General features: G+C 66.5%; 23 protein-coding genes and 1 tRNA gene. 3 read left to right on the top strand and 21 right to left on the bottom strand.

The window, feature by feature from the left end:
* Positions 1-25 precede the first annotated feature (25 nt).
* The 15 genes from BKA00_RS37160 to BKA00_RS37090 form a co-directional block, all read right to left on the bottom strand.
* The gene (locus tag BKA00_RS37160) at positions 26-3,409 is read right to left on the bottom strand and encodes a hypothetical protein (protein ID WP_185033114.1); all 3,384 of its coding nucleotides are present in this window, start codon (positions 3,407-3,409) and stop codon (positions 26-28) included.
* Positions 3,410-3,467: 58 nt separating this feature from the next.
* Positions 3,468-6,407 carry a phage tail protein gene (locus BKA00_RS37155; protein WP_185033112.1) on the bottom strand — a complete coding sequence of 980 codons (2,940 nt, stop codon included), beginning with the start codon at positions 6,405-6,407 and terminating at the stop codon, positions 3,468-3,470.
* A complete protein-coding gene (locus BKA00_RS37150) occupies positions 6,391-6,696 on the bottom strand; it encodes a phage tail assembly protein T (protein WP_185033110.1) in 306 nt (101 codons plus the stop codon). Before BKA00_RS37150 ends, BKA00_RS37155 begins: the two co-directional genes overlap by 17 nt.
* Positions 6,697-6,740: 44 nt before the next feature.
* Positions 6,741-7,118, bottom strand: a complete 378-nt coding sequence (locus tag BKA00_RS37145) for a hypothetical protein (protein WP_185033108.1) — start codon at positions 7,116-7,118, stop codon at positions 6,741-6,743.
* Between the two features lie 53 nt (positions 7,119-7,171).
* The gene (locus BKA00_RS37140; protein WP_185033106.1) at positions 7,172-7,594 is read right to left on the bottom strand and encodes a phage tail tube protein; all 423 of its coding nucleotides are present in this window, start codon (positions 7,592-7,594) and stop codon (positions 7,172-7,174) included.
* A 3-nt stretch (positions 7,595-7,597) separates the two neighbouring features.
* A complete protein-coding gene (locus BKA00_RS37135) occupies positions 7,598-8,014 on the bottom strand; it encodes a DUF3168 domain-containing protein (RefSeq protein ID WP_185033104.1) in 417 nt (138 codons plus the stop codon).
* Positions 8,011-8,385, bottom strand: coding sequence for an HK97 gp10 family phage protein (locus BKA00_RS37130; protein WP_185033102.1), 375 nt, complete (start codon positions 8,383-8,385; stop codon positions 8,011-8,013). Before BKA00_RS37130 ends, BKA00_RS37135 begins: the two co-directional genes overlap by 4 nt.
* A gap of 4 nt (positions 8,386-8,389) precedes the next feature.
* Entirely contained in the window at positions 8,390-8,701 is a 312-nt protein-coding gene (locus tag BKA00_RS40970; RefSeq protein WP_185035335.1) for a phage head completion protein, read from the bottom strand.
* Between the two features lie 11 nt (positions 8,702-8,712).
* On the bottom strand, positions 8,713-9,078 hold the full coding sequence (locus BKA00_RS37120) for a hypothetical protein (protein ID WP_185033100.1): 366 nt from the start codon (positions 9,076-9,078) through the stop codon (positions 8,713-8,715).
* 129 nt (positions 9,079-9,207) lie between these two features.
* The gene (locus BKA00_RS37115) at positions 9,208-10,080 is read right to left on the bottom strand and encodes a major capsid protein (RefSeq protein WP_185033098.1); all 873 of its coding nucleotides are present in this window, start codon (positions 10,078-10,080) and stop codon (positions 9,208-9,210) included.
* Positions 10,081-10,136: 56 nt separating this feature from the next.
* Positions 10,137-10,580 (bottom strand): hypothetical protein, encoded by a 444-nt coding sequence (locus tag BKA00_RS37110; protein WP_185033096.1) that lies wholly within the window; start codon positions 10,578-10,580, stop codon positions 10,137-10,139.
* 312 nt (positions 10,581-10,892) lie between these two features.
* Entirely contained in the window at positions 10,893-11,555 is a 663-nt protein-coding gene (locus BKA00_RS37105; RefSeq protein ID WP_185033094.1) for a VG15 protein, read from the bottom strand.
* Positions 11,555-12,958 carry a phage portal protein gene (locus BKA00_RS37100; RefSeq protein ID WP_185033091.1) on the bottom strand — a complete coding sequence of 468 codons (1,404 nt, stop codon included), beginning with the start codon at positions 12,956-12,958 and terminating at the stop codon, positions 11,555-11,557. The genes BKA00_RS37105 and BKA00_RS37100 overlap by 1 nt, the downstream gene beginning before the upstream one ends.
* Positions 12,959-12,975: 17 nt before the next feature.
* Positions 12,976-14,658 (bottom strand): terminase, encoded by a 1,683-nt coding sequence (locus BKA00_RS37095; RefSeq protein ID WP_185033089.1) that lies wholly within the window; start codon positions 14,656-14,658, stop codon positions 12,976-12,978.
* Positions 14,659-14,671: 13 nt separating this feature from the next.
* A complete protein-coding gene (locus BKA00_RS37090; RefSeq protein WP_221493449.1) occupies positions 14,672-15,112 on the bottom strand; it encodes a phage terminase small subunit in 441 nt (146 codons plus the stop codon).
* Positions 15,113-15,129: 17 nt separating this feature from the next.
* On the opposite strand from BKA00_RS37090, the gene BKA00_RS37085 reads away from it, so the two are divergent.
* A complete protein-coding gene (locus tag BKA00_RS37085) occupies positions 15,130-15,306 on the top strand; it encodes a hypothetical protein (protein ID WP_185033087.1) in 177 nt (58 codons plus the stop codon).
* A gap of 450 nt (positions 15,307-15,756) precedes the next feature.
* Here the strand turns inward: BKA00_RS37085 and BKA00_RS40965 are convergent, their stop codons facing one another.
* The 4 genes from BKA00_RS40965 to BKA00_RS37065 all read right to left on the bottom strand — a co-directional run bounded on the left by BKA00_RS40965 (position 15,757) and on the right by BKA00_RS37065 (position 19,246).
* Positions 15,757-16,050 carry an H-type lectin domain-containing protein gene (locus BKA00_RS40965; RefSeq protein ID WP_185033085.1) on the bottom strand — a complete coding sequence of 98 codons (294 nt, stop codon included), beginning with the start codon at positions 16,048-16,050 and terminating at the stop codon, positions 15,757-15,759.
* A gap of 738 nt (positions 16,051-16,788) precedes the next feature.
* Positions 16,789-16,855 (bottom strand) — tRNA-Ile (locus BKA00_RS37075).
* Between the two features lie 434 nt (positions 16,856-17,289).
* Positions 17,290-17,556, bottom strand: coding sequence for a hypothetical protein (locus BKA00_RS37070; RefSeq protein WP_185033083.1), 267 nt, complete (start codon positions 17,554-17,556; stop codon positions 17,290-17,292).
* Between the two features lie 154 nt (positions 17,557-17,710).
* Positions 17,711-19,246: a recombinase family protein gene (locus BKA00_RS37065; RefSeq protein WP_185033081.1), complete on the bottom strand. Its 1,536-nt coding sequence runs from the start codon at positions 19,244-19,246 to the stop codon at positions 17,711-17,713.
* Positions 19,247-19,308: 62 nt separating this feature from the next.
* Between BKA00_RS37065 and BKA00_RS37060 the strand changes: the two genes are divergently transcribed.
* On the top strand, positions 19,309-19,929 hold the full coding sequence (locus BKA00_RS37060; protein ID WP_185033079.1) for a M14 family zinc carboxypeptidase: 621 nt from the start codon (positions 19,309-19,311) through the stop codon (positions 19,927-19,929).
* Between the two features lie 49 nt (positions 19,930-19,978).
* Here BKA00_RS37060 and BKA00_RS37055 read toward each other — a convergent pair whose 3' ends face one another.
* Positions 19,979-20,947 (bottom strand): TIGR03557 family F420-dependent LLM class oxidoreductase, encoded by a 969-nt coding sequence (locus BKA00_RS37055; RefSeq protein WP_185033077.1) that lies wholly within the window; start codon positions 20,945-20,947, stop codon positions 19,979-19,981.
* A 1-nt stretch (position 20,948) separates the two neighbouring features.
* Positions 20,949-21,485: a ferritin-like domain-containing protein gene (locus BKA00_RS37050; RefSeq protein WP_185033075.1), complete on the bottom strand. Its 537-nt coding sequence runs from the start codon at positions 21,483-21,485 to the stop codon at positions 20,949-20,951.
* Between the two features lie 218 nt (positions 21,486-21,703).
* Between BKA00_RS37050 and BKA00_RS37045 the strand changes: the two genes are divergently transcribed.
* Positions 21,704-21,985 carry a hypothetical protein gene (locus tag BKA00_RS37045; RefSeq protein WP_185033073.1) on the top strand — a complete coding sequence of 94 codons (282 nt, stop codon included), beginning with the start codon at positions 21,704-21,706 and terminating at the stop codon, positions 21,983-21,985.
* The last annotated feature ends 31 nt before the right edge of the window (positions 21,986-22,016 follow it).

The following is a 22,016-nucleotide window of genomic DNA, read 5'->3' as shown; positions in this document are numbered from 1 at the left end:
CGCGGTGTACACCCTCCGCAAACCGTCAATACGTAGCGATGGCCGGAGTGAACACCCGGACCTCCGCCCCCACGGGGAGCGGCTTTACGATGCCGTTGACACTGCGCACAGCTGTCAACACCTGCGGGCCTCCGGGTGACCCGCTGACCGCGGTCACTGTCATCCGCTCACCAGCGCACATGACATCGAACGGGAGGTCAGCCGGGTTGACAGTCCACCCGCGGTTGCCATCGCCCGGCGTCACAGCCAGCGCGGTTGACACTGAGGTGTAATCGGTCGGGACCCCCGCCGTTGACGCGAGCGCAACCGTAAACCCGCCGGCCTGACCGGTTGACAGATCGGACGTCGCGGTTGCCACAGGCACCGTCCCCGCGGTTGACACTGACTGACCAGTTGCCAACAGCGAGACAGCGCCACTGCCAACCCCGAACTGTGTTGCGCGCACAGTCGCCGCCGGATCGTTCTTCGTCCAGGACGACGCGGTTGACGACTTCTCCCAGTAGAACCGGAGCAGCGCAACCGGAGCAGTTGACACCGTGTACGCCGGAGCCTCGTGCACAGCGTCCGTGCCGGCGTCCAACAGGGACGTCATGCTCACGTACGTCGCACTGTTGTGGCCAACCGCGATCACGCTGCACTTGCTGGACGCACTGAACACGAACGTCGAATCCGCCACGCCGGCAGCCGCGGTGTACACCGCAGCCTTAGAGCTGGACGCGGTCAGCGAACCCCGCAGCGTCCAGCCGGCCGGAACCATCGTGATCGTTGCCGTCGTGTTCCATACCAGGCACACAGTGACGTGATCGCCTGGAGGCAGCGGGACCGGAACCGTCGTGCCGTTCACGTACGTTTTCGCGACACCCGCGTACGGCGGAGCGGTCGGAGCCGGAGCAGCGAGCACAGACCCCGACGCGTCCACCCGACCCGCGGACCCGTCGTCCACCACCGCGGCGCGGTAAGGCGACTCCGGAGTCAGGTTGAACACAAGCGAATGCTCTTTCAACCGGATCGTCTCCGTGTACCCGAGCACAAGCTGTGTCGCGTCCTCCGCGGGCATCCCACCGCCGATGTTCGTGATGTCCAGGCGGTCACCCATGTCCAGCGTCAGCAGCGCCTTGCGCTTCTCCAGGGACAGCCGCGGCGAATGCAGCGCAACCGTCAGCCGCGGATACCGCGCTTCGTCCACCTGCCCGAGCGTCAGCCTCCAGCCGGCCGCGTCGCGGAGCATCCCGTCGTTCTCTAGCGACAACTGCGCGTCCACCGCGTACACGCCCACACCCGCCGGAGGCGTAGCCGTCGACAGAGGGCCCGTCGTCTGCGTCAAGCGGAGCGCGCTACCCGCAACGCGGGTGACCGTGACGTCGTTCACCAGCGCCGAGTCATCGTCAACCGGCGCGAGGTCCGCGGCAATCTCCCCCGCCGAGTAGTCCAACGTCACCGCGGGAGTTTGGTTGACCAGCGTTGGGCGGAACCGGTACGCGAACGCGGGCAAATCCCGCGTCTCGAACAGCATCCCTTGATCAGCGTCCGCGGCTTCGTCCAGTAGATCCGTGAACGCTCCGGGAAGCTGGTCCCCCATCCGTACCGGGTTAGGTTCGTAGTACCGGCCGCGCGTGAGCTGGAGACACGGAATGCCCTCTTCGCTGCACAGCCTCACGATCCGATCGGACGGCACCTCCCCGTTCCACGCGTACGTGGCATTCAGAACCCCCGTGAACCCCGCGAGCGAATCAGCGACCGCGAGGTGCCCCACCACCGTCTTACCCACCGCCTTGTCACGGGCGAGGTACACGCGGTAGATCGTCCCCAGCGTCGCGGACGGGACCGTGTCCTCCCAGAACGGACCGCTGACGCCCTGCCCGACGCGGTCAGTCTCCGCGAAGTCCAGCACCCGGACCCGCCACTTAACGCCGGTCCCCTGCTGCGATAGCTCCACCTGGAACATCGTCAGTCCGCGGGTCACCATGTCGAATGAGATCGCGCCCGTGGTCGTCACGACGTCCCCGGTACGGTTCCGGACGATGATCCGGAACGCCCCGAAGGCGTCCATCTTGACTTCGAAGCTGTGCGTGCCCGTCGTGTCGATCCAACACAGCGACGTCTCCGCAGCCGGCGCTTCCTGAACCCACATGAAACAGCGGACAACGGACTCACCCGTCGCGGCGTACGCACGGACCCGCGCGTACACCATGCCGCTCTCCAGGACGGGCAGCGCGTCAGACGCGGTCCACTCATTCGACGCAGCAAGATCCGGGGACCCGTAGTACAGCGCGGGCAGCGTCCCCGGCGACGCAGCCGCGAACGCCTCCGAACCCTTCCCGTCCTCCAGCGGCCAATACCCGATCACGTGCTGTTCCGTGAGCGCCGTATGCCGGCGGAACATCGAGGAACGGATCGGAGGTGAGTTGCTCGACAGCCGGCGGCGGATACCGAACGCGGACACGCTGACGTACCGGTCCTTCCCCGCGGTGTCCCACGACTGCGGCCACTCCGCCACCTCACCGTGGAAGCGGTACGCGCGGTCAGTGATCTCCGCCTGTGCGCGCAGCGTCCACACGTTCCCCGCGGAGTCCGTCAACGTCTTCGCGCCCGGCGTCGCCGCAGCGAAGTTCGGGTTTGCGACCACGGGACCGTCGATCCCGTTGCGGACCTCCAGGCCGGCATACCGGCCGGACACCGCCATGTCTCCAGGGAACGCGTCCCCTAGCTGGAGAGGCGAAGTGCTCGCGAAGATCGACGTGACGCCGGCTCCCGTGACCGTGGTCCCGAGTTGAGTCCACGGACCCGCGAGAGTCGACGCCGTGTAGAACCGCACCGACCAGCCGGACGCGCCGTTGTCCACGTCCAGCGTCGCCCGGACAGCTCCGCGGCCACGACGGAACGGCAACCGCGTGGACGCGGTCGCGTTGACGCGCGACGCGAACGTGCCGGCCGTAGTCCACGAAAACGTGGGGACACCGTCGTCGGTCCACAACAGCCATGACCGCTGTTCCGCGCCCGTGAAGATGTACTTCCCCACGATGTCGCCGCGGTCCCACGAATCCGCCTCCACCTCGACGCGGACGTCCAGGTCGCCCGTGATGTCCAGCGCGGCAGAATCCGGGCACTCCGCATAGCCGTCCTGCGTAGGCAGCGTCAGCATCGACGTCGAGCCGTACGGGAGCGACAACCGAATGGGAGTGTTGCGACCCAGCTTGCCGAAGTACGGCGAGACCGGATTGCGCGGAGACAACACGCCGTCACGGTTGTCCATCGTCAGCGTCAACCGCGACGGGTCCGGCGACGAGCCGTTAGCGGAGGTTCCCCGCGTGATCGTGATCGGGTCCCGTTCGTACACGCGGGACGTCACGTCCGTCCACGTCCCGCCGAGATTCAGCTCAACGCGGGTGCGCGTCGCGAACACTCCCATACGGGAACCCCCTAAAGGTAAGGGCCCGCCGTGTACCGGACACAGCGGACCCGCTCACTCACCTACCTAGAACCGTCTGGACGTCGCCGCCGCGATCGTTGATCGCCTTGCGGAGGATCTCCACCAGCGCATCGTCAAGCTGTGACCCGCCCGACTTGAGGACGATCGTCGCCGCAGCTCCACCGCCGGCACCCGCAGAGGTCACACCCCGCGGAACCGCGATATCGCCCACGTCCGTCGCCGCACGAACCGCGCCCTGGACGGCCGGCGTGAACGTCTTCACACCCTCCGCGAACCCCGCCATGGTCATGGTTCCGAGTTCCGCCATGACCCGCGAAGGCGAATGGATACCCAACGCCTTGCGGACCGCGGACGCGGCCTGACGCGCAATCGCGGTCATCATCTTCAGGATCGCGCCCTGTTGCGCCTTGAGTCCCGTAAGGAACCCCTGACCAGCACGCTTGCCGGAGTCGTACATGGCGTCCGCGCTGGTTAGCCCGAGGCTCTTGGACGTCCGGAGGATCTCCGAATTGACCTTGTTGAGTCCCTTGAGAGACCCCGCAGACGAACGCGACAACGCATCCGCGAGCGCCGCGCCCTGCTCCGGGCCCATGCCGATAACCTGCCCGAGCAGATCCTTAGACAGCCCACGCTTCGCGAGCGTCTTGATACTCGCCTGGAACCTGCGGAGAACCGCAAGCCGCGTGTTCAACATTCCCGCGAGGCGGCCGGCGTCCATCGGCTTACCGTCCGCGGCGCTACTCACCGCGGACACCGACGCGAACTCCCGCGCCTGCTGCGACACCTCCGCAGCCATCTGCGCCGCAGCCTTCATCTTCGCGGCGATGCTCGCGCGCTCACGCGCCAACCCGCGAAGCTTCACGTTCGCGGCCTGGAGACGCTTGATCAGCCGGTCGTCGGTCCGCGTCGCGCGGCCCTTGAAAGCCGACGCGATCAGCTTCGCCATCCGCGTGACCGTCGACTGGATCTTAGACTCCGTGCCCGTCAAGCCCTGGACGAAGCCATGCCCGACGAACTTACCGATCTGCGCGAACACCCGCGAAGGCGAGTGGATACCCAGCGCGCCCTTCGCTGCGTTGATCGCGTTCGACGCGAGACGACGGGCAGCATCCGCGGCCCAACCCGCCATGCCGGTAATACCGTTGACCAGACCGCGGACGACGTCGCGTCCGGCTCCGACCAGCCACGAAGCCGCGCCGCGGAAGAACCCGACAACCGCGTTCTTGATCGCGGACACTGCGCCGCGCACCTTGCCTACGCCGGCGCGGAACGCGTTTGCCGTACCGTCCACCGCGCCTCGCGCGCCCTGTGTCGCAGTCGACTTGATCTGTCCCCAGATCTTGGACAGGTAGCCGAGGTGGAGACGCCAGATAGCGACCAGCGCAGAACCTAGCCACTTGAACACGGCGAGGACGATTTGTCCGGCTCCGCGGCAGATCTGCTTAATACCCTCCCACGCCTTCGACCAGTCGCCGGAGAAAATCGCGATCGCGACTTTCATCACGCCGATGATGATGTTCAGCGCGCCCTTCACGATTTCCGCTATGCTCTGAAAAGTGCGGGCGACCACGGGACCCAAAACACCGATCAGCCACGCAACGAATGGCGCGGCAGCCCGCAGCAATTCCGCGAACGTCGGAATAAGATCGTTCTTGATCATGGAGCCGATGTCCTGGAGGACAGGCCAAACAACGTTCTTGACCTGCTGGAACATCGTCATCAGCGCCGGAAGCACGATCGCGCCCGCGGCCTTCAGATCTTGCAGCGCGCGGCCGATCGGACCGCCGGAACCGTCGCCCTGAAACGCGGCCTTAAGCTTTTCCCAACCGGCCTTCACCTGATCGAAATGGCGAATGATCAGGCCGGCCGCAGCAATCGCGGTCACGATCGGACCGCCGAACACCATCGCCACCACGGACAGCGCGTCAGCCACAAGTCCGAATTGCGTGGTGTACATCTTGTACGCCTGGACGAGCTTGCCAATCCAACCGGACACGACTTGGATTGCGTTGGACACCTTTACGGCGGTCACCCAAAGCTGCGCTAGGCCACCTTCGACCGTGCCGGCGTTGACCGCGTCCATCTTCGAGGACAGCCAATCCAGCGCACCCGCGAGACCCCGCGACCCCAGCGCGGTCGACACGCCCATGATCCGCCCGAGCATCCGCACGAAGCTGATCGCGAGCTTCGACACGTGCGGCGCGAGACCCTCCAGCGACGACGAGATCGGTCCGAGAATCCCGCGGAGCGTGCGCAGGCCATCCGCCGTCTTCGCCCACCGGAGGAAATCCGTTTGCACGCGGTTCGCCGCGCGGCCCAACCCCTCCATGTACCGCGTCACGATCGGCTGTGCGACCTTGCGGAGTTGCGCCACCAGCGGAGCCACCCCCCGCGCAGCCGCACGACTGCCAGCCTCCGCGGCCTTGTTGAACATCTCGCCCAGACCCGCGAGCGCCTTACGCGCCGCGGACCCCTCCGCGAAGATCGCAGCGAAGGACTTCTTGACGATGAACCCCGCGGCAGCCATGCCCAGCAGCGCGGGCGACGCGGCCAACACCGCGCTAACGAAGCTCGCGACCGCGGGGCCCGCAGACAGCAGCAACGGAATCGCGGTGATCAACGCGGACCCGACCGCGGCGATAGGCGCGGCTGCCCGCATCACGTCCGGGAGCTTCCCGAACATCTTCCGCAAGATCCTGCCGAACCCGCCCATGAACCCGCGGCCGGCGTCGTCGCCTAGTCCCCCACCCGCACGGACGAACCGTCCGCGCGCATCGTGCAGCCGGCCGTTAGCGTCGCGCCAAAAGTTCTCGCCGAACTCGCGCCCACCGTCGCTACCGGACCGGCCCATCTGCCGGCCGATCCGGTCCGCCTGGTCCCGCATCCGGCGAAGCTCACGGTTCGCCCTGTTCACACCGCGGCGAACACCATCCGCATTCGCCCCGATGCGCACAATCAAGTTACTCAGCAGCGCCATCGTCGCCCCCCGCGTTGACCACCGATCCGCCAAAAGCCGCGTTCAGCGCGTAGGCGAGTTGGACCATTTCCTCTACGGTCTGCTTAGGCTTCCGGTCCCACTTCGGAACGAAGTCCGCAGGGGTCAACGGTTTGCCCTTACCACGGTTAGCGTTCGCCACCGTCGCAGCCACGATGGCCGATTGAACGTCAGCGCGGTCGAACCCCAGCGGACCCGCCACACGCTCATACGCCATCCATTCCGAAAGCTCACGCGAGGACACCCGTTCCAGCAATTCCGAAACGGGCATCCCCAGCGTGATCGCTAGGCGGAAGTGAAAGGCGCGCTCCGGCCTTACCCGAAAGACTCTTCGAGTTCCTTAACGTCGTCCTCCGACGTGCCGGAGAGCTTCACGACGGCGTCACGGATGCGGAACGCGGCGCGCGGGTGGTTCTTCACCAGCCGCCCCGCCATGTCGCCCGTGATGAACGGCCGGCCGGACGCGTCCACGACACACGCCGAGATGAGCGCGGTCATCACCTTGTCCATCGCCCCGCCGTCGTTGCCCTCGCTGATCGCGGCGAACGCAGCTTCCAGGCGGTTGCGGACCGTGCCCGACATCTCCCGGACCAGGACCGACCCGCCCAGCTCCGGGCACTCCACTTCGTCCGTCGCAATGGACGGGGTCGCCGCAATCGCGGCCAGAACGTCAGCGTTACCCAGGACAGCCACGTGACTACCTCTCTACAGGACGAGCAGGAAAGGGGAGGAGAGAAAGGGAGCGCCTAGGCTCCGGTGCCGATCGTCGGCTTGCCGCTGACCTTGAGAGTGATCGAAGCGGCCAGCTTGTCGTCATACGGCGCTTCGCTGGAGAAGCCGGTCAGCAGCGCCTTGACCGACCAGACGACAGCCGGCGTGACCGGAAACGCAAGCTGGTAGTTCCGCGGGTCGTCGTCATCGAAGTCGCCGACCAGGACGTCATGCTCCGCAGGGTCGTAGTTGACGTCCAGCGAGATTTCCCCGCCGTCCTTGAGTCCGCCCACGAACTCCATCCAGGCGTCCACACTGTCGTGCGCGGTGACGTCGATCGTCTCCCGCGACAGCTCCGGACCGCTGATGCTGGTCACGTTCGCGATCGCGGCGAACACCTCGGTACCGGCACCGTCGCCCCGCTTGAGCTGAGTACCGAAAGCATTGAGACCCGACATGGGTCACTCCTTACTTGTCACGATGCGGAACCTTGTGAATGCGTGCCGAAGGTCCGGCTTATCGGGGTCCCTGAAAGTCGCCGCGAATTCGAAGGCGGTGTACACGTGCCGGCAGCCGGTAATCACTAGCGGCTGTTGATCCAGCAATTCGTTCAAGCGGAAGGCGATTGCGTTCGCCTCCGCGAACCCGCCGTACTCAGACCAGATGTCGAGCGTCAGAACCGTTTCGCGGCCGAACTGCCCGTGCGCGTTGTCCGGGGTTTCCGTGGATTCCCCGAACGCCACATAGGGACGGACCACGTCCTCCGGCACGTCATCGAAGACGCCCGTGATCATGTCCGTCAGCAGTAGGTCACTCGTCAGCGCCGCGTACACCGCGGCCTGAACGGGAGTCAGCGCGGCGTACGGAGCCTCCGTCATAGCGCGTCCTCTATGTGGCGCTGAACGCGCCGCGGGAACACCGGACGCTCCGCCTCCGCTGCGCGCGTCAGCACGGGATTCGCGGTGATGCTGGACGTGCCCAGCTCCGGGAACCGCGCGTAATACGTGTCGGAGTCGAACCATCCGACGTCCGCGGTCAGGCCCATGCGCCCAAGCAACTTCATGCGCACGCGGCGTTTAAGCCGGCCGCTGTGCACGCCTACCGTGCGTTCAGTGGCGGAGCGGACAGCCTCGCCCGACTCCTCCACCGCGGCGTGCGCACCTTGCTTGATCCGCTCCGGCACTTCGTCCAGCCGGCGGGAGATGCGGCGAAGCTCGCGGTTGTCGATGCGCATCGTCACGCGCGCCATGCCCTCACCCCTTCGGCTGAACGGCGCTACACCGCGCCTTGCGGTAACGGGGACTGGACGGACACACCACGGTCAAGACGCGCAAGACGAGATCGCCCCCGCGAAGCTCGTCACCGCGGCGGACGTCCGCGGACGGGAGCAAGAACACACTGTGCGTGTGCTCCGCCCCCCACTGGTCCGCGGACTCCCTCTCCTCCGCTCCGGGAAGATCGACCTTGCAACGCACGGTCCCGACCTTCACGAACGTGGTGGAGCCCCCGCCCATCCCGTCACTCACGCGCGTCGGGCGGAACACCTCGCGGCGATCCCGGAGCATCGCGAGAACACTCACGACCACACCCCCGGCGTCCCCACGCTGTACACGCCGGACGCGAAGCCGGCCGCGCCGGTCACAAGATCCTGCTCGTCCTGCGTCAGCAGCACCCCAGCAGCCGCACGGCTCCACGTGTGGTCGCCCATGGCCTCATAGCTGAGACCCTCCGGGTTGTCCCACATGCGGCGCGCGAGCCGGAGGACAACCACGCGGGCAACCTCCGGGATCGTCACGTCCGTCCACGTCGGCTTACCGATCGTCAGGATGATCGCCGAAGCGTCCTCAAGAACCGCCGTCGCCCGCGCTAGATCCTCCGCCGCGAGGCTTCCGACCGGCAGCCCTAGACGCGCCTCCAGTTGCGCGACGCTTGCTAGCAGCATCCGGCTTCACCTCCTCCGGAGCGTCCGACACGTACTCGTAACCCCCGTCGTGGGACCCGACCAACCCGGAAGCGATCGCCTCCGGGAGGTCGAACACCGCCCCGTTGGGGCCCTTCACCAGCGGCATGACTAGGCCGTCTTGGTGTAGGTGTACGAGGTGAGGCCGATGCCGGCGCGCAGCACCTTCCCGCCGTACACGTGCAGCCCGCGGAGCCGGTCAGCGAAGGTGTCCTGAGCGCGCATGGCTTCGGTCTCCGTGACCTGCGAGACGAAGCACACCGAGGGCAGGTACGCGGCCATCGCGAACGGCTTGGTCAGCTCCGGCAGGTTCTCCGTGCTGTAGATCGTGAAGCCCAGCAGGCCACCCAGCGCGGCGTTCCGGAGACCCTCCGGCGAGCCGGACACGTCCACGCTGGTCAGCTTCGAGTCAGCGCCCAGAAGGGTGTGCTCGAACTCCGCGTTCACGAACAGCACGCGGCCACCCTGCGGAACCTTGGCCTTGTTCAGCGTCTTCCGCATGGTGCGGATCGCGTTGAACGCGTCGTTCCCGCTCAGGTCGGTCGCCGCGGTACCGGTCAGCTTGTGAGCGGTCGCGGTGTTCGTCGCCATCATGGCGAGGATGAACTTGTCCGCGTCCTCCGCGAGCGAAGTACCCGCACCCTGCGTGTAGACCTCCAGCGAGCCGGCAGCCTGCGCGCGGTCGATGTCATCGATCTGAAAGTCGAACGACTTCTCCTGATCGATGACCAGGTCGACGCTGGTCGTGGAGATCGCGTCCGGCTTCGTGGTCCGGCCGACAGTCCCGCCGGAGCCGTTGTCGACGGCACCCGTCTTGTAGTCCTTGATCACGATGTCACCGGCGGTGTTGATCGTGACCTTCGCGCCCCTGGTGAGGGTGCCCTCGTACTGCCGGTTCACGAGACCAGCGGCGATCGTCTGCTCCCGGAAGCTGGTCATCAGGCCGGCGTCCCACAGAGTGGGAATGAAGTTGGTGATAGCCACAGCGGGCCCTTTCTCGAAGTGTGAGTTCCGCCGCGATTCCAATCAGCGCGGAACGGTTACCGGCCGCCGATGTCCCGCGTACGCCCCTCGCGGTACGCGGCCATTCGTTGCGGCGGAGTCAGTGCGTCGAACTGCTCGCGCGTGAGCTGACCCGTTGCGGCAGGGTCGGAGCCGTTGCCCGGAACGGGCAGGGTCGGAGGCAGAGTCGGAGCGGAGGCCGTGGACGGCTGCGCGGGGATACGCTCCGCAAGCCGCTTGGCCTGCGCGTCGATCTCCTCCGGCTTCGTCGCGGTCAGGAACTCCGCGAGGTCCGCGGGAAGGCTGTGCCGCAACGCGGCAAGCTCGCGGTAGGTCTCCGCAAGCTGCGTCTCCGTCGCCGAAAGCGCCTGCGCCGTCTTCTCCTGATCGGACATCTGCGCCTGCTCGTACTGCGCGACCTTCGCCTGCGCAGCGGCAAGCGCGTCCTTCGTGGACTGCACGTCGCCGCGCAGGTTCTCCACCAGACGCGCCGCGCGCTCCGGGTCGAACGGACCGTCCCACTTGGGAGCGTTGTCCGCCGGAGCGGGAGCCGGCGTCGGAGCCGGAGCAGCCGGAGCCGGAACAGGTGCCGGAGCAGCCGGAGCCGGAACAGGTGCCGGAGGCTGCGTGGGAACCGGAGCAGGGTCCGCCGGAGCGGGAGCCGGAACAGGGTTCTGCGCAGGCGGAACAGGCATGGTCATACAGATCGATCCCCCTGGAATCGCGGCGGAGCCCTTGCCCACGCCGAAAGCCGGACACGCCACGCGCGCCCGGAACAGATGTGAAGTGCTGCGCTAGGCGGACAGTCCTCGCCGTCCGGCCCGATCGGCAGCGTTGAAAATCGGCACGACGTTGCAGCCGCACCCGTCGTGATAGCGGTGAAGATCAACCCGCCCCGCGAACCGCGCACTCTTGTACACGGGCCCACGCGTCGCGAGCATCCGGCAGAAATCGCACGGATCGGCGTCCGTCACGCGGGCCCAACCCCACGCGGAACCGTCGTCCTCCACCGCACCTTGAATGACGCGCCTACCGCCGTTCAAGGTGTGACGCATCGCGGACCGGCCCACCGCGCGACCGACCGAAGCGGCGATCTCCGGCGGCTTCTCGCCCCGCCGGAGCTTCGCCTTCGCCAGCCGCGGACCCGTCCAGATCATCGACCCGACAACCGGAGTCATCGGGAACGGCACGTTCGGCCCGTCCGGAGGTTCTCCCGCCGCGTCCTCCACCTCGCGGAGGTAGCGGTAAAACTCCATGGCGAGCGCCTCAGACACGGAGCGACCCCCGCGGATGATCGCGATCAGCTCCGCCAGCAGCGAAGCCCAACCCCGATCAGGGTTCGCGGGGTTCAACCGTGCCGCCACCAGGACCGCCGCGCGCGTCTCGATCTTCCCGCCTAGCGCGGCTTGGTCGCGTCGGTACTTGTCCATCCGCGCCGTTGGCGTGATCGGAGCCATCAGACTGCCGGAACGCCCTGACGCGTGATCGCGTCAGCGAGGCGGTCAGCGTCAGTCGGACGCGCGGCCAGCGTGCGCCACTGTTCAAGCTGCGTATCCGTGATCTCCGGAATCAGCTCAAACAGCCCTTCGGCCGGCGCACCGATCTGATGGAGCTTGACCAGCCCGTCAACGATCTGCGCGAACGAACGCGGCTCCGTGTCCCGCCACCGCACCGAAGCGCCCGGAGACGACACCCCCCGGACGTCCAGGACCGTATCCCACGAATCGCCGAAGTTCGTCTTGAACGCCCCGAGTTGCTTGTACATCGAGTCGTTCAGCGTGGCGATTCCTTCGACCGCGATGTTCGCGAGGTCCCCGACCATGATGAGCGGCGACCCGCGGCCAATGCTTACCAGCGTCTTGATCGCGGCTTCAATCGCGGCGAGGTGACCGGTAACGTCCGTCTGCTGGAAATCGCCGAACTTGCTATCCCCGGACTCACTCAGCCAAAGACGATTGACGGCCGCCTTAAACGGCTCGATCGGCTTGCCAAAGTTGGGGTTTGGTTTCAGAGGTGCGTCCGGCATGTCCGGCGGCAAGAACTCTTCCTTGTCCCGCGGGATGCTAAGGCCGATCGCCCATCGCTGACGGAACGACGCGTAGTGAAGCGCCATCAGCAGATAGAAGACGCTCGCGTTGATCCGGTCCTGTAGGTTGATCAGCGGCCGGATCAGCCCTTGCGCTTCGTCGTCCAGGCGGTCACGGAAACGCACCCAGGGGACGAAGTCCCGCCCGTGCTTCCGCGTCCCCGCATCGTTCAGCGCGCCGATCTGGACATCCCGTCCGTCCAGCGGGTTACCAGGGTCATCCGGGATGCCCATACGCCGGCCGGACACCCGCTCGTACGTGGTGACGTTGGAGCCGTGCCAGAACTCATAGCGCGTCAGGAACTCGCCGCTGGACGCGATGCGCTGCCCGATCTCCACCAGGCCAGCAAGCGGAAACTCCGCTTCGTCGTCGCCGTACCATGCCCAGCACTTGCGCGCGGCCGGCGTGCGGATCGTGTCCCCGTCCACCGCCACGTATGAAACGCCGTAGTCGATCGCGCCGCGGTGTGTAATCCCCTGACGCGCGCGAAGCTTGTTGGCCGTCCACACGTCCCACGCGGCGGACTCATTCACAGCCGCGCGGCCGGAACGGTACCCGTCCACGAAAAGCTGTTCCGCGAACGTGCCGGACAACAGCGGCAACCAATTCGTAATGGCCTGCCGCGCAATCGCCGCGTACTCGTCCGTCGCGTCCTTCGGCATGTACGGAATGTTGTGCTGACCCTTGAGGTAGCGGCGCACTAGGCCGATGTGTCCGTTAGCGGCGCGGCTCGCGTCCAACTCGCGGATCATCTCATCCGCCCAATTCTTCACACCGCTACCTCCCTTCGTCAGAAAGCGATCAACACGCCGGGTTGTTTCCGCTTCTCCATGCGGCCCGACTCCAGCAGCATCCGCCGCAACATGTGCGCGCCCACAGCGCAGACAGCGCGGTCGACCTTCCGCGGGGAATCGCGATTCTCCTTGCCGATCCCCACGCCGAAGCGGTTCGGCCGGCGACGCGCGTTCAACATGTGGAGGCGCAACGCGGGGTCACCGTCGTGCGTGATCGCACCCGCCCCGACGTCCGCATAGAACCGTTCGCAAGCCTCCGTGAACGGCTTCGTATTCAGCCGCATGTCCCACGCGGTTGCGTGCCGGAACTTCCCTTCGCGGGCCCACAGCAACAGCTTGTGACCGAACTCCGTCGCCCACGCATCGTGGTGTCCCTCGAAGTGGAGGACGTCACCCCAGAACGCGAGGACGTTGCGGTGTTGCAGCGCACCGCGAACGATGCGGTCCACGTCGCCCTTATCGACCCGCCAGTCATTACCGGCAGGGCCCGCGGGACAGTCCCAACCGGCGATCGAGAAAATGTGGCCGTCCGACACGCGGCAGCCCACCAGGGCGGTTGAGTCATCGTTCACGGAGCCGTCAAAGAACATCACGATCTCATCCTCCGGCGAAACCGCCTTGCCCTCCGCGGCAATCGCGTCCCACTCCGGAGCCGACACGAAAGCGTCCTCCGCGGCGACCACCTGATTGAGGAAATACCGCCGAGACTGCGACACCGGCTTACGCGGGTCACGAACCGCCTTCATCACGCGGTCCACGTCCAGCCAATCCGCGTCGCCCCTCGCGGCGATGATGCCGGCGCGGAGCGAATCGTCGTCCGCTAGATCGGTGTCCGGCGGAGCCTGGAGACTGTCCACCAGATACGGCGGATCGTCCTGGACGAGCCGGCCGCCAAGCCACGACTGGTAGCCATCCCACATGCGTTCAGCGACGCTGTCCTCACCAGGGATATGCGCGTTCGTAATCGCGAGCGTGCGCGCGGCACCGTCCCGCGACTTCACGCCGTTGTTCTCGATGACCTCCGCCATGCTGTGTCCGCTGTTGCCCGCAACCCAGTGGTGAGTTTCGTTCATCAGCACGAATGACGTGCGCTTACCCTCCAGCGACCGGAACGACGACGCGAACGCCTGGAGGATGCCGGCCGTTGTGTGCCAGATCTTTTGCCCAGCGTCAACGCCGTACTTCTCCCGCGCAGCGTCCGAAAGCATCGGGCCCAAGAGACCCATCGTGTTGCGCGTCTGTTCCTCGCTGACCGCGGTAACGGCGACCCAGGGCGCGCTGTGCGCGATCACTCGCGGCGTACCATCCGCGTTCCACCCGCCGAAGCGGCAAGGTCCGAGCAACTCCAGCAGGCACAAGAACGCGCCTAGCGGGTCCTTGCCCGCACCCTTCATCCGCTGGAACATGCCGGAGACGTAGACGAACTGTCCGTTCGCGTCGACCGCGTACCACCACAGAATGAACCGCAGTTGTTCCGCGGTCGGCTTGAACGGCAGTCCCTTACGCGGTCCGTCCGGCTGAAGAACGTTCTTCAGTCCCCACGTCAGGCCGGCGTAACCGAGCGAACGCGTAGGCTTCGGAATCCAAAAGCCGTCCGGCGTCTGGTGGAGATCCTCGCGGGGAAGCGGCAGCTTCTCCGGGTCCGTCTCCCAGGTCGGGCCGATGCTGTAGCGCTGCAACGACCCTCCTCCGTCAGAGTCCCAACCCCTTGTAAAGTTCGATCACGTCGGCGTCCTCGCCCTCCGCGGGCTGACTGCGGTCGATCTCCATGCGCACACGCCGGCGTGCGGCTTCGGTGGAAAGGAGATCGCCCATCGCGGACCACAGCGCGGTAAAGAGCTGCCCTGACGGCTTGCCGTAGTTGAGCATCCGCCCCAGCTCTTGAGTGACCACGCGCGCGGCCTGCCAATCGGACGGCTCGAAGTAGCGCGCCTGCCCGCTGGACGCGAGGGACTCGTACCACTCCATCGCGATGGCGTTCGTGGTGAACCCCAACGGCGGAGCCTCCACCGGTTCGGCGTCCGCGGGAATCTCGATCGTGTCGACCGCGCTGTCAGCGTTCCGGCGACGACGCTTATCGCTGCGCTTCGGAACAGGTCCACGCGTCCCCATGTCGTCGCCTCCCTCCGGCATCGCGGTACGCTCGCGGCATGACTGCGCCGCTGCGCAAGATCGTCAAAGTTGCAACGCCGGGCGCGAGGTGGACAGCGGCCGGCCTGGACTGCGGGCACATCGTCACCGTCAGCCGCGCGGACCAGCGCGCCGAAGTCGTGGCGTGCGAAGAGTGCGAGCGCGGTACGCCGGCCTACTTCACGGGCATCGGCTAGCGCCTCCGGCGGCCGTCACAATCCGTGCAAGGTCACGCCCTGGAAACCCGTACAAAATTCCGCGCGCTAACCCCTACCGTTCGACATCCCCCCAGGTGGGAGGGGGGTCCCCCCACCACCGACCAGGGCAGATAGGACATCGTCGCAGGTCACAGCCTTGCGTCACTCACCGTGACCGTAGCGACGGGTGAGCCTCCGCCGGCCGCAGCCTAGACGGACGCGACCGCGCAGCCGCACCCTGCTGACCAGTGCGTGTTGCATGACATGGCTTGCACGCAGATCGAAGGTTCGACAGTCGATGATCGCTGTGTCCCTCGACGTGGTCCACCTCGGTAGCCCTGCCCGCACACCGCGGTCCCTGTAGCTGACACACCCACCCATCGCGGCGGAACACAGCAACGCGAAGCGCAGCCCAATTAGCAGGAAGCGGCGACCTACGCCACGCCGGCATCACACACCATGCGCAATCCAACTGACTCCGATGTTGTCCCATGTGGCAGTCGCGCCACTGGTACCCGCGAACAGAAAGAGCTGGAACCCCTCAGGGGTGATGTTGATCGCCCGCGCTCCCCATCGCGCAGTCGACCCCGCACCCGACGCGATGTTCGCGGACATCACCGGAGGCGACGTGAACGGTACCGGGAAGGTAATGTTCACAGTCCAGGCAGCCCGCGCGGTGAACGAAACAGTTACCCCGCCCGACTGCACACCGTTCTTGCGGAGGCGGTCCGCTGTGACCCGCATCCCCGCGGCCCACTGTGTTTCAGGACCCGCCACCACAACCCCCTAGCGACGCACACAGCGTCCCCGTAAGCCACTACCCGCCGTTGGCTGAACGTCCGCGAGAGCGGCTCTCAGCGCCCTAGGGACGGTGGCTATGAACGCCCCGCAGTGCCGGAGCACGCGGGGAAGAAAGCGCAGGGGCCGGATTCGAACCGGCGTTATCACGAAGGGGCCATTCGCGGGACGTCGCTTCGCTACCCGCCGGACTCGAACCGGATCGTGCGTGATGTCCTAGGCCGCTAGACGACCCTGCGAAGTAGAAGCGCGGAGGGGTTAGCGCCCAGCGAGAACGCCTTCCGCTCTCCTCCGCGCACGCACGCCCAGACGACTCGAAGTCAGCCCGTTGACGTACGTTGAACCGGTTGGGGATGTGCTGCCCGCTTACACCATCCAGGCGTTTGACCACCCGGAGCGGGATTCGAACCCGGACCTTCCCCAAATCAACGGAGGCGTGTTGCCGATTACACCACCCTGCTACGGCGTGCGCCATGTGGCCACACAGCGCGGTTGCCGCTGTGCACAGTCGCAGGGAACGGGATTCGAACCCGCATTTCCTCCTCGCGAGACGGGGGGAATCGAACCCCCTCCACCCCCGGTATTTGCGCGGTCAAGCGCCATGTGCCGGCGGGGTGCGTACCTACACCACGTCTCTATAGCTCGCGCCAACAGGCTGACTAGGCCGGGAGACACTCACCACTGAGGGACGGGAGGGTCTCGAACCCCCATCGTGCTGATCAGGCCGCTCTACCAATTGAGCTACCGTCCCCATGCAAGCGGGAAACCACTCCCGCCGCGTGCCACGCCCCTAGATACCGCGTGGCTTCCCTCATCCCCTTGGGACCGCCGGCCGCGGCAATCTCCCGCGAGCGGAACCGCGCCGCGCGTCGCGCAGCTCTTATCGGTGCCTCACTATAGTTATGGCTCCGGGTGTTCTAGTTTCAGGCCCAAATCCGGGGGTTTCTAGGTAACGGCTACGTAACATCCTCCGTGCGCCACGCGGCCCACCTCGCGCGCCCATCGCGGCCCACAGCCTCCGCAGCCGGCGCGCAGGGCCCGATGTAGGAATGTAGGTTTGAACGTAGATCTGGTATTACCCTTAACGCGTTAGGGAGAATACAGAAGTGACCTACAAACCTACATTTCTACATCGGGGAACGAAAAACCCCCGGAGAGTGTCCGGGGGTTCACCGCGTGTGGCGGTCAGTTGGTCCACGCCTCTTCGTAGCCGAGCATGCGGGCGATGCGGTCGGCTTCGCGCTTGAGGATCTCCCCGAACTCCGTCACCGCGTCATCGCTGCCGAGCGCCTCCACCGTGTGAGCGTTGTTCTCCGTCCAGTACCCCAAGACGTCGCCAATGCCGTGAAGCAGCAACACCCGCGCCTCTTCCTTCTTTTGCGTCCGCGTGCGAAGCTTCGCGGCCGTCTCAGCGACCATTTCGTCATAGGTCTGTCCGTTGCCCATGTCCACGGTGTCAACCTCCGTTGTTCTTCGCTGTTGACACGACTGTACGCCCCGTGGACAGTACACGCAACCCCGTGGACGGTACACGCAGCCTCCGTTACACATTCGTGTTTACGGGTGTGCACGGTTGACACTCCGGCGTGTACACCCGTTCACACTGTCAACGACGGATGTCCTCCCCGCTGACCAGCACAATCCGCACGCGGTCCGGGTCGAACCGCTGTGTCCCGCGTGGGGCGCGGTTGACGATTACACCTGCGATGGCGGATGACAACAGCGCCCGCCGCTCCGCGGTTGACACTCGCATCAGCCCGGTTGACAGTTCCTCGTACTCCATGCCCGCGAAGTCTGGGAGGTTGACAACTCCGGTGTCTCCCGCGTTGTCGCGTGCGTCCTTTAGCGCGTCCTGGAGGTCCCGCACGCGACGCGCGTAGTCGGCGGGGTCATCGTCGTACAGGCCGGCTTCGCGGTCGTCGCGGAGTCGCCGGAGCCGCTTCTCCAGGTCTGTGACCGCGCGGGTCGCCTCGCGGTTGTCCGCGACGATGGTTGGGTCCGTGTGGAGTTTCCAGCGGGTTGCGATCTCTGCCCACGTGTCAAGGTCGTCAGGGTCCGCGGGGTCGAGCGCGGTCACGTACGCGAGGAACGCTTCACGGACCATCGGCTCCACGTGGTGTGCCTGGACGGTCGCGGGGTTCGGGCAGTGCACGCCGCGGATGTGGCGCGAGCATCGGTATGCCTTGCCGGTCCGCGCCATGGGCCCGCCGCAACCTTGACAGTGCATCGTCCCCGTGAGTTCCGCGGAGGCGGTTCCCCGTTTACCTTGCATGTCGAACGATCGGCCGGAGAGTGCGGTACGTGCGGCGCGTACGAGATCGGCCGGCAGCGCCTCCGCGTCGTCCGCGAACGCACGCACAGTGTGCCCGTGTGCGTCGCGGTACGCGTAGGGCTTCCCTCCGTCGTATGCCACCTGGAGACCCTCGTATGCCGGGTGATGGATCATCGCCCACAGCGTTCGCGAGGCCCATTCGGTACCGCGCGGGGAAGGCACTCCACGTTCGTTGAACATCACTGCGACTGCCCGCAGCGACACCCCCGCGCCTACCGCGGTGTACGCCTCCATGATGTGAGGCCACGTGTCCGGGTCAGGTTCTAGCTTGCGGGTGCCGGCGCGGACCCGCGTTCCGTATGGTGCGCGTCCCGTCCAGTCGCCGCTTTCCCGCATACGGTGGAACGTGGATCGCACGTTCTTGGATAGGCGGTCGGAGTACTGGAGTGCCATTTCCGCAAGCATGATCAGCGGGAGCCGGTACGCGTCGTTCCGGGTGTTCATCTGCTCGTGGTCAAAGATGATCCACGGTCGGACGCTCGCGGGCTGGTCCATGATCTCCAGGATCATCCGCGCGCCGCGCCGCGTGAATCTGTCGAGTGCGTAGCACCATAGGACGTCGATCCGGCCGGCGATCAGATCGTCCATCGCACGATCGATCTGTGGGCGTGCCTTGCCGGTCCACGCGGATACGTTCTCTGTGTACTCCGCGGCAACGTCGTAGCCTTCCACCGTGGCCCACTTGTGCCCGCGGTCTAGCTGCGTCTCGATGGACAGCGCGTCCACACCTTCGTCAACAACGCGTGACTTCCGGCCGTGGAGCCCAGCTTTTACGTACCGCGACTTGCGTCCGTGTAGTCCTGCCTTCATGGGCTGGAGTCTACGCAGGTCCGCGGTTGTTGTCAGGCGTTACGTGCGGCCAGGTCTACGACATGACCAGCGACACCCAGCCGGGACGGATGTGGCGCAAGAACCGCCAGCCCAACCCCACGTCCACGGGAACGGACCTGAACCGCAACTTCGCCTACAAGTGGGGCTGCTGCGGCGGCTCGTCCGGCAACGGCTCCAGCGAGACCTACCGGGGCACGGGCCCCGAGTCCGCCGTCGAGACGAAGGTCCTCGCCGACTTCGTGCGCAGCCGGGTCGTGGGCGGCAAGCAGCAGCTCGGGATGTTCCTCGACATCCACTCGGACGCGGAACTGGTGCTGTGGCCTTTCGGCTACACCTACAACAACACCGTGCCGGGCTCGATGTCCGCCGACGAGGAGGCCGCCCACCGCACCATCGGCCGGGAACTGGCCTCGACGAACGGCTTCGCGCCCGAGCAGTCCAGCGACCTCTACATCACCGACGGGACCACGGACGACTACACGTGGGGCCAGCAGCGCATCTTCTCGTTCACGTTCGAGCTGGCCGGGGGCAGCTTCTACCCGCCGCCGTCCGCGATCGCCGGCGAGGTGCAGCGCAGCCGCGAGGCCCTGCTGCGGCTGGCCGACTACGCCGACTGCCCCTACCGGGCCATCGGCAAGCAGAGCCAGTACTGCGCTCAGTGACGGGCGGCGCGCCGGTCCGGTGCGGCCCGCGACGGACCGGGCCGGCGCGTCAGCCGAAGCGCTCTCGGAGGGCGGGCAGGAGGTCCGCCTCCGCCCAGGTGCGGAAATCCTTCTGGTGCTCGGGCCCGGACTGGCAGAACGAGATGTGGGTGAAGCCCGCGTCGGCCCACTCCTGGACGGCCTCCACGTAGTCGTCCACGTCGTCGCCGCACGGGACGGACTCCACGACGTCCTCCGGGCGGACGGTCTTCGTGGCCGCCTCGAAGTTCGCCGGGCCCGGCAGCTCGGCCATCACCTTCCACGCCGGGGCGGAGAACTTCCACGTGCTGTGGGCGCGTTGCCTGCACTCCTCATAGTCGTGACCGAAGGCCACGGGAATCTGCCCGTAGACGGGCTTCCCGGCGCCGCCCTCGTCGCGGAAGAGCTCCACGACCTCGGGGACGGGCTGGTCGGAGATGAGAAGGTCCGCGTGCTCGGCGGCGAGGCGGCCGGCCCGCGGGCCGAAGGCCGCCATGCCGATCCGGACGGGCTCGTCGGGCAGGTCGTACAGCTTCGCGGAGTCGACGGTGAAGTGGCGGCCGCGGTAGTTCACGTAGCCGCCGCCGAACAGGCCTCGGATGATCTCCACGGCCTCGGCGAACATCTCGTGCCGGACGTCCACCGACGGCCATCCGCGCCCGACGACGTGCTCGTTGAGGTTCTCCCCCGCGCCGAGCCCGAGCGTGAACCGGCCGTCGGACAGCACGCCCATCGTGGCGGCCTTCTGCGCCACCACGGCCGGGTGGTAGCGCATGATCGGGCAGGTCACGAACGTCATCAGCGGGATGTGGTGGGTGGCCTGGGCGAGCGCGCCGAGCACCGACCAGGCGTAGGCGGAGTGGCCCTGGCTCTCCAGCCACGGGAAGTAGTGATCGGAGATCACCGAGTAGGCGAACCCCGCCTCCTCGGCCTCCACGAGGTCGGTGACGAGCTGCTTGGGCGGCGTCTGCTCGCAGAGCAGCGTGTATCCGAATTCCATGTCAGATCCCCAGGAGGTCCATGATGTCGTCGGCGTGTTCTTCCTCTTCGGCGAGGATGTGCTCCATCAGCCGCCGGGTCGTCACGTCGCCGTCGCCGAGCCAGCGGATGATCTCCTGGTAGGACTCGATGACGATCCGCTCGGCGACGAGGTTCTCCTCCAGCATGCTCTTGAGGTCGTTCTCGTCGAACGTCCTGTAGGTGGTGTGGGAACGCCCCGCCAGCGTCTTCGGATCGAAGTCCGGCCGCCCGCCGAGCTGGCTGATGCGCTCCGCGGCGCGCATCGCGTGGCCGCGCTCCTCGTCGGCGTGTTCGCTGAACTCCGCCGACACCTGCGCCCGGTCGATCCCCGTCGCGCTGATCGCGTGCTGCGCGTAGCGCATCCAGCACACGATCTCCGTCGCGAGGACGTCGTTCAGGACGCCGATGACCTCCTCGGCGCTCCTGCCGTAGCCCGCCGTCACCGGGCCGTCGGTCATTTTTTCGCGGGCGCGCTCCCGGATCGCCGCGACGTCGATGCTGAAGCTGCTCTCGGCCATGCACCCCTCCTGATCAGCACGGATGTGGTCCCCCTACCCACCAGGGGCCACTCATGCCTGGGCGCCGACGCGAGGAACCTGCCGCCCGGAGGGTTACTTGGCCACCGTACGTGACATCTGCTATACGTAGAGCTACCTCACTCCGACCTGGGGCGAGGGAAAGGGACATCCGGTATCCACCTTGAGATCCGGGCGTGACAAGGAAGAAAAGGAACCACATGAAGTCCTTCAGCTACACCGAGCTCGACAAGCTCGCCGGTGAGGTTCTGCCGGAGCGCGCCGTGCTGTCCACCCTTCTCGTCGGGGGCGGCGAGAACGAGAACGGCAACCTCAACCTCAACCACGGCGGTGGCGACGGCGGCACGACCGCGATCATGAACGCCTGCCAGAGCCAGCAGACCCGTCCCGACAGCGGCCTGCTGCAGCTCGTCGGCCTGCACGCGCAGACCGACGCCAGCTCGCAGTCCTGCGTGCCGGGCGCCGCGATCTCCGGCCACTGAGCCGAACGCGCGTAACCGCGGGCTTCTGCTC

The sequence above is a fragment of the Actinomadura coerulea genome, from assembly GCF_014208105.1.
GTDB classification, from domain to species: domain Bacteria; phylum Actinomycetota; class Actinomycetes; order Streptosporangiales; family Streptosporangiaceae; genus Spirillospora; species Spirillospora coerulea.
This window is presented reverse-complemented; position numbering and strand designations above follow the sequence as displayed.

Excerpts from the sequence above, each read along its gene's own strand:
- BKA00_RS37140 (WP_185033106.1), bottom strand. The coding sequence starts at position 7,594 with ATGTCGGGTCTCAATGCTTTCGGTACTCAGCTCAAGCGGGGCGACGGT.
- BKA00_RS37085 (WP_185033087.1), top strand. The coding sequence starts at position 15,130 with ATGACTGCGCCGCTGCGCAAGATCGTCAAAGTTGCAACGCCGGGCGCG.
- BKA00_RS37065 (WP_185033081.1), bottom strand. The coding sequence starts at position 19,246 with ATGAAGGCAGGACTACACGGACGCAAGTCGCGGTACGTAAAAGCTGGG.
- BKA00_RS37160 (WP_185033114.1), bottom strand. The coding sequence starts at position 3,409 with ATGGGAGTGTTCGCGACGCGCACCCGCGTTGAGCTGAATCTCGGCGGG.
- BKA00_RS37135 (WP_185033104.1), bottom strand. The coding sequence starts at position 8,014 with ATGACGGAGGCTCCGTACGCCGCGCTGACTCCCGTTCAGGCCGCGGTG.
- BKA00_RS37050 (WP_185033075.1), bottom strand. The coding sequence starts at position 21,485 with ATGGCCGAGAGCAGCTTCAGCATCGACGTCGCGGCGATCCGGGAGCGC.
- BKA00_RS37055 (WP_185033077.1), bottom strand. The coding sequence starts at position 20,947 with ATGGAATTCGGATACACGCTGCTCTGCGAGCAGACGCCGCCCAAGCAG.
- BKA00_RS37130 (WP_185033102.1), bottom strand. The coding sequence starts at position 8,385 with ATGGCGCGCGTGACGATGCGCATCGACAACCGCGAGCTTCGCCGCATC.
- BKA00_RS37120 (WP_185033100.1), bottom strand. The coding sequence starts at position 9,078 with ATGCTGCTAGCAAGCGTCGCGCAACTGGAGGCGCGTCTAGGGCTGCCG.
- BKA00_RS37150 (WP_185033110.1), bottom strand. The coding sequence starts at position 6,696 with ATGCCCGTTTCGGAATTGCTGGAACGGGTGTCCTCGCGTGAGCTTTCG.
- BKA00_RS40970 (WP_185035335.1), bottom strand. The coding sequence starts at position 8,701 with ATGCTCCGGGATCGCCGCGAGGTGTTCCGCCCGACGCGCGTGAGTGAC.
- BKA00_RS37155 (WP_185033112.1), bottom strand. The coding sequence starts at position 6,407 with ATGGCGCTGCTGAGTAACTTGATTGTGCGCATCGGGGCGAATGCGGAT.
- BKA00_RS40965 (WP_185033085.1), bottom strand. The coding sequence starts at position 16,050 with ATGCGGGTCACAGCGGACCGCCTCCGCAAGAACGGTGTGCAGTCGGGC.
- BKA00_RS37045 (WP_185033073.1), top strand. The coding sequence starts at position 21,704 with ATGAAGTCCTTCAGCTACACCGAGCTCGACAAGCTCGCCGGTGAGGTT.
- BKA00_RS37060 (WP_185033079.1), top strand. The coding sequence starts at position 19,309 with ATGACCAGCGACACCCAGCCGGGACGGATGTGGCGCAAGAACCGCCAG.
- BKA00_RS37105 (WP_185033094.1), bottom strand. The coding sequence starts at position 11,555 with ATGGCTCCGATCACGCCAACGGCGCGGATGGACAAGTACCGACGCGAC.
- BKA00_RS37090 (WP_221493449.1), bottom strand. The coding sequence starts at position 15,112 with ATGCCGGAGGGAGGCGACGACATGGGGACGCGTGGACCTGTTCCGAAG.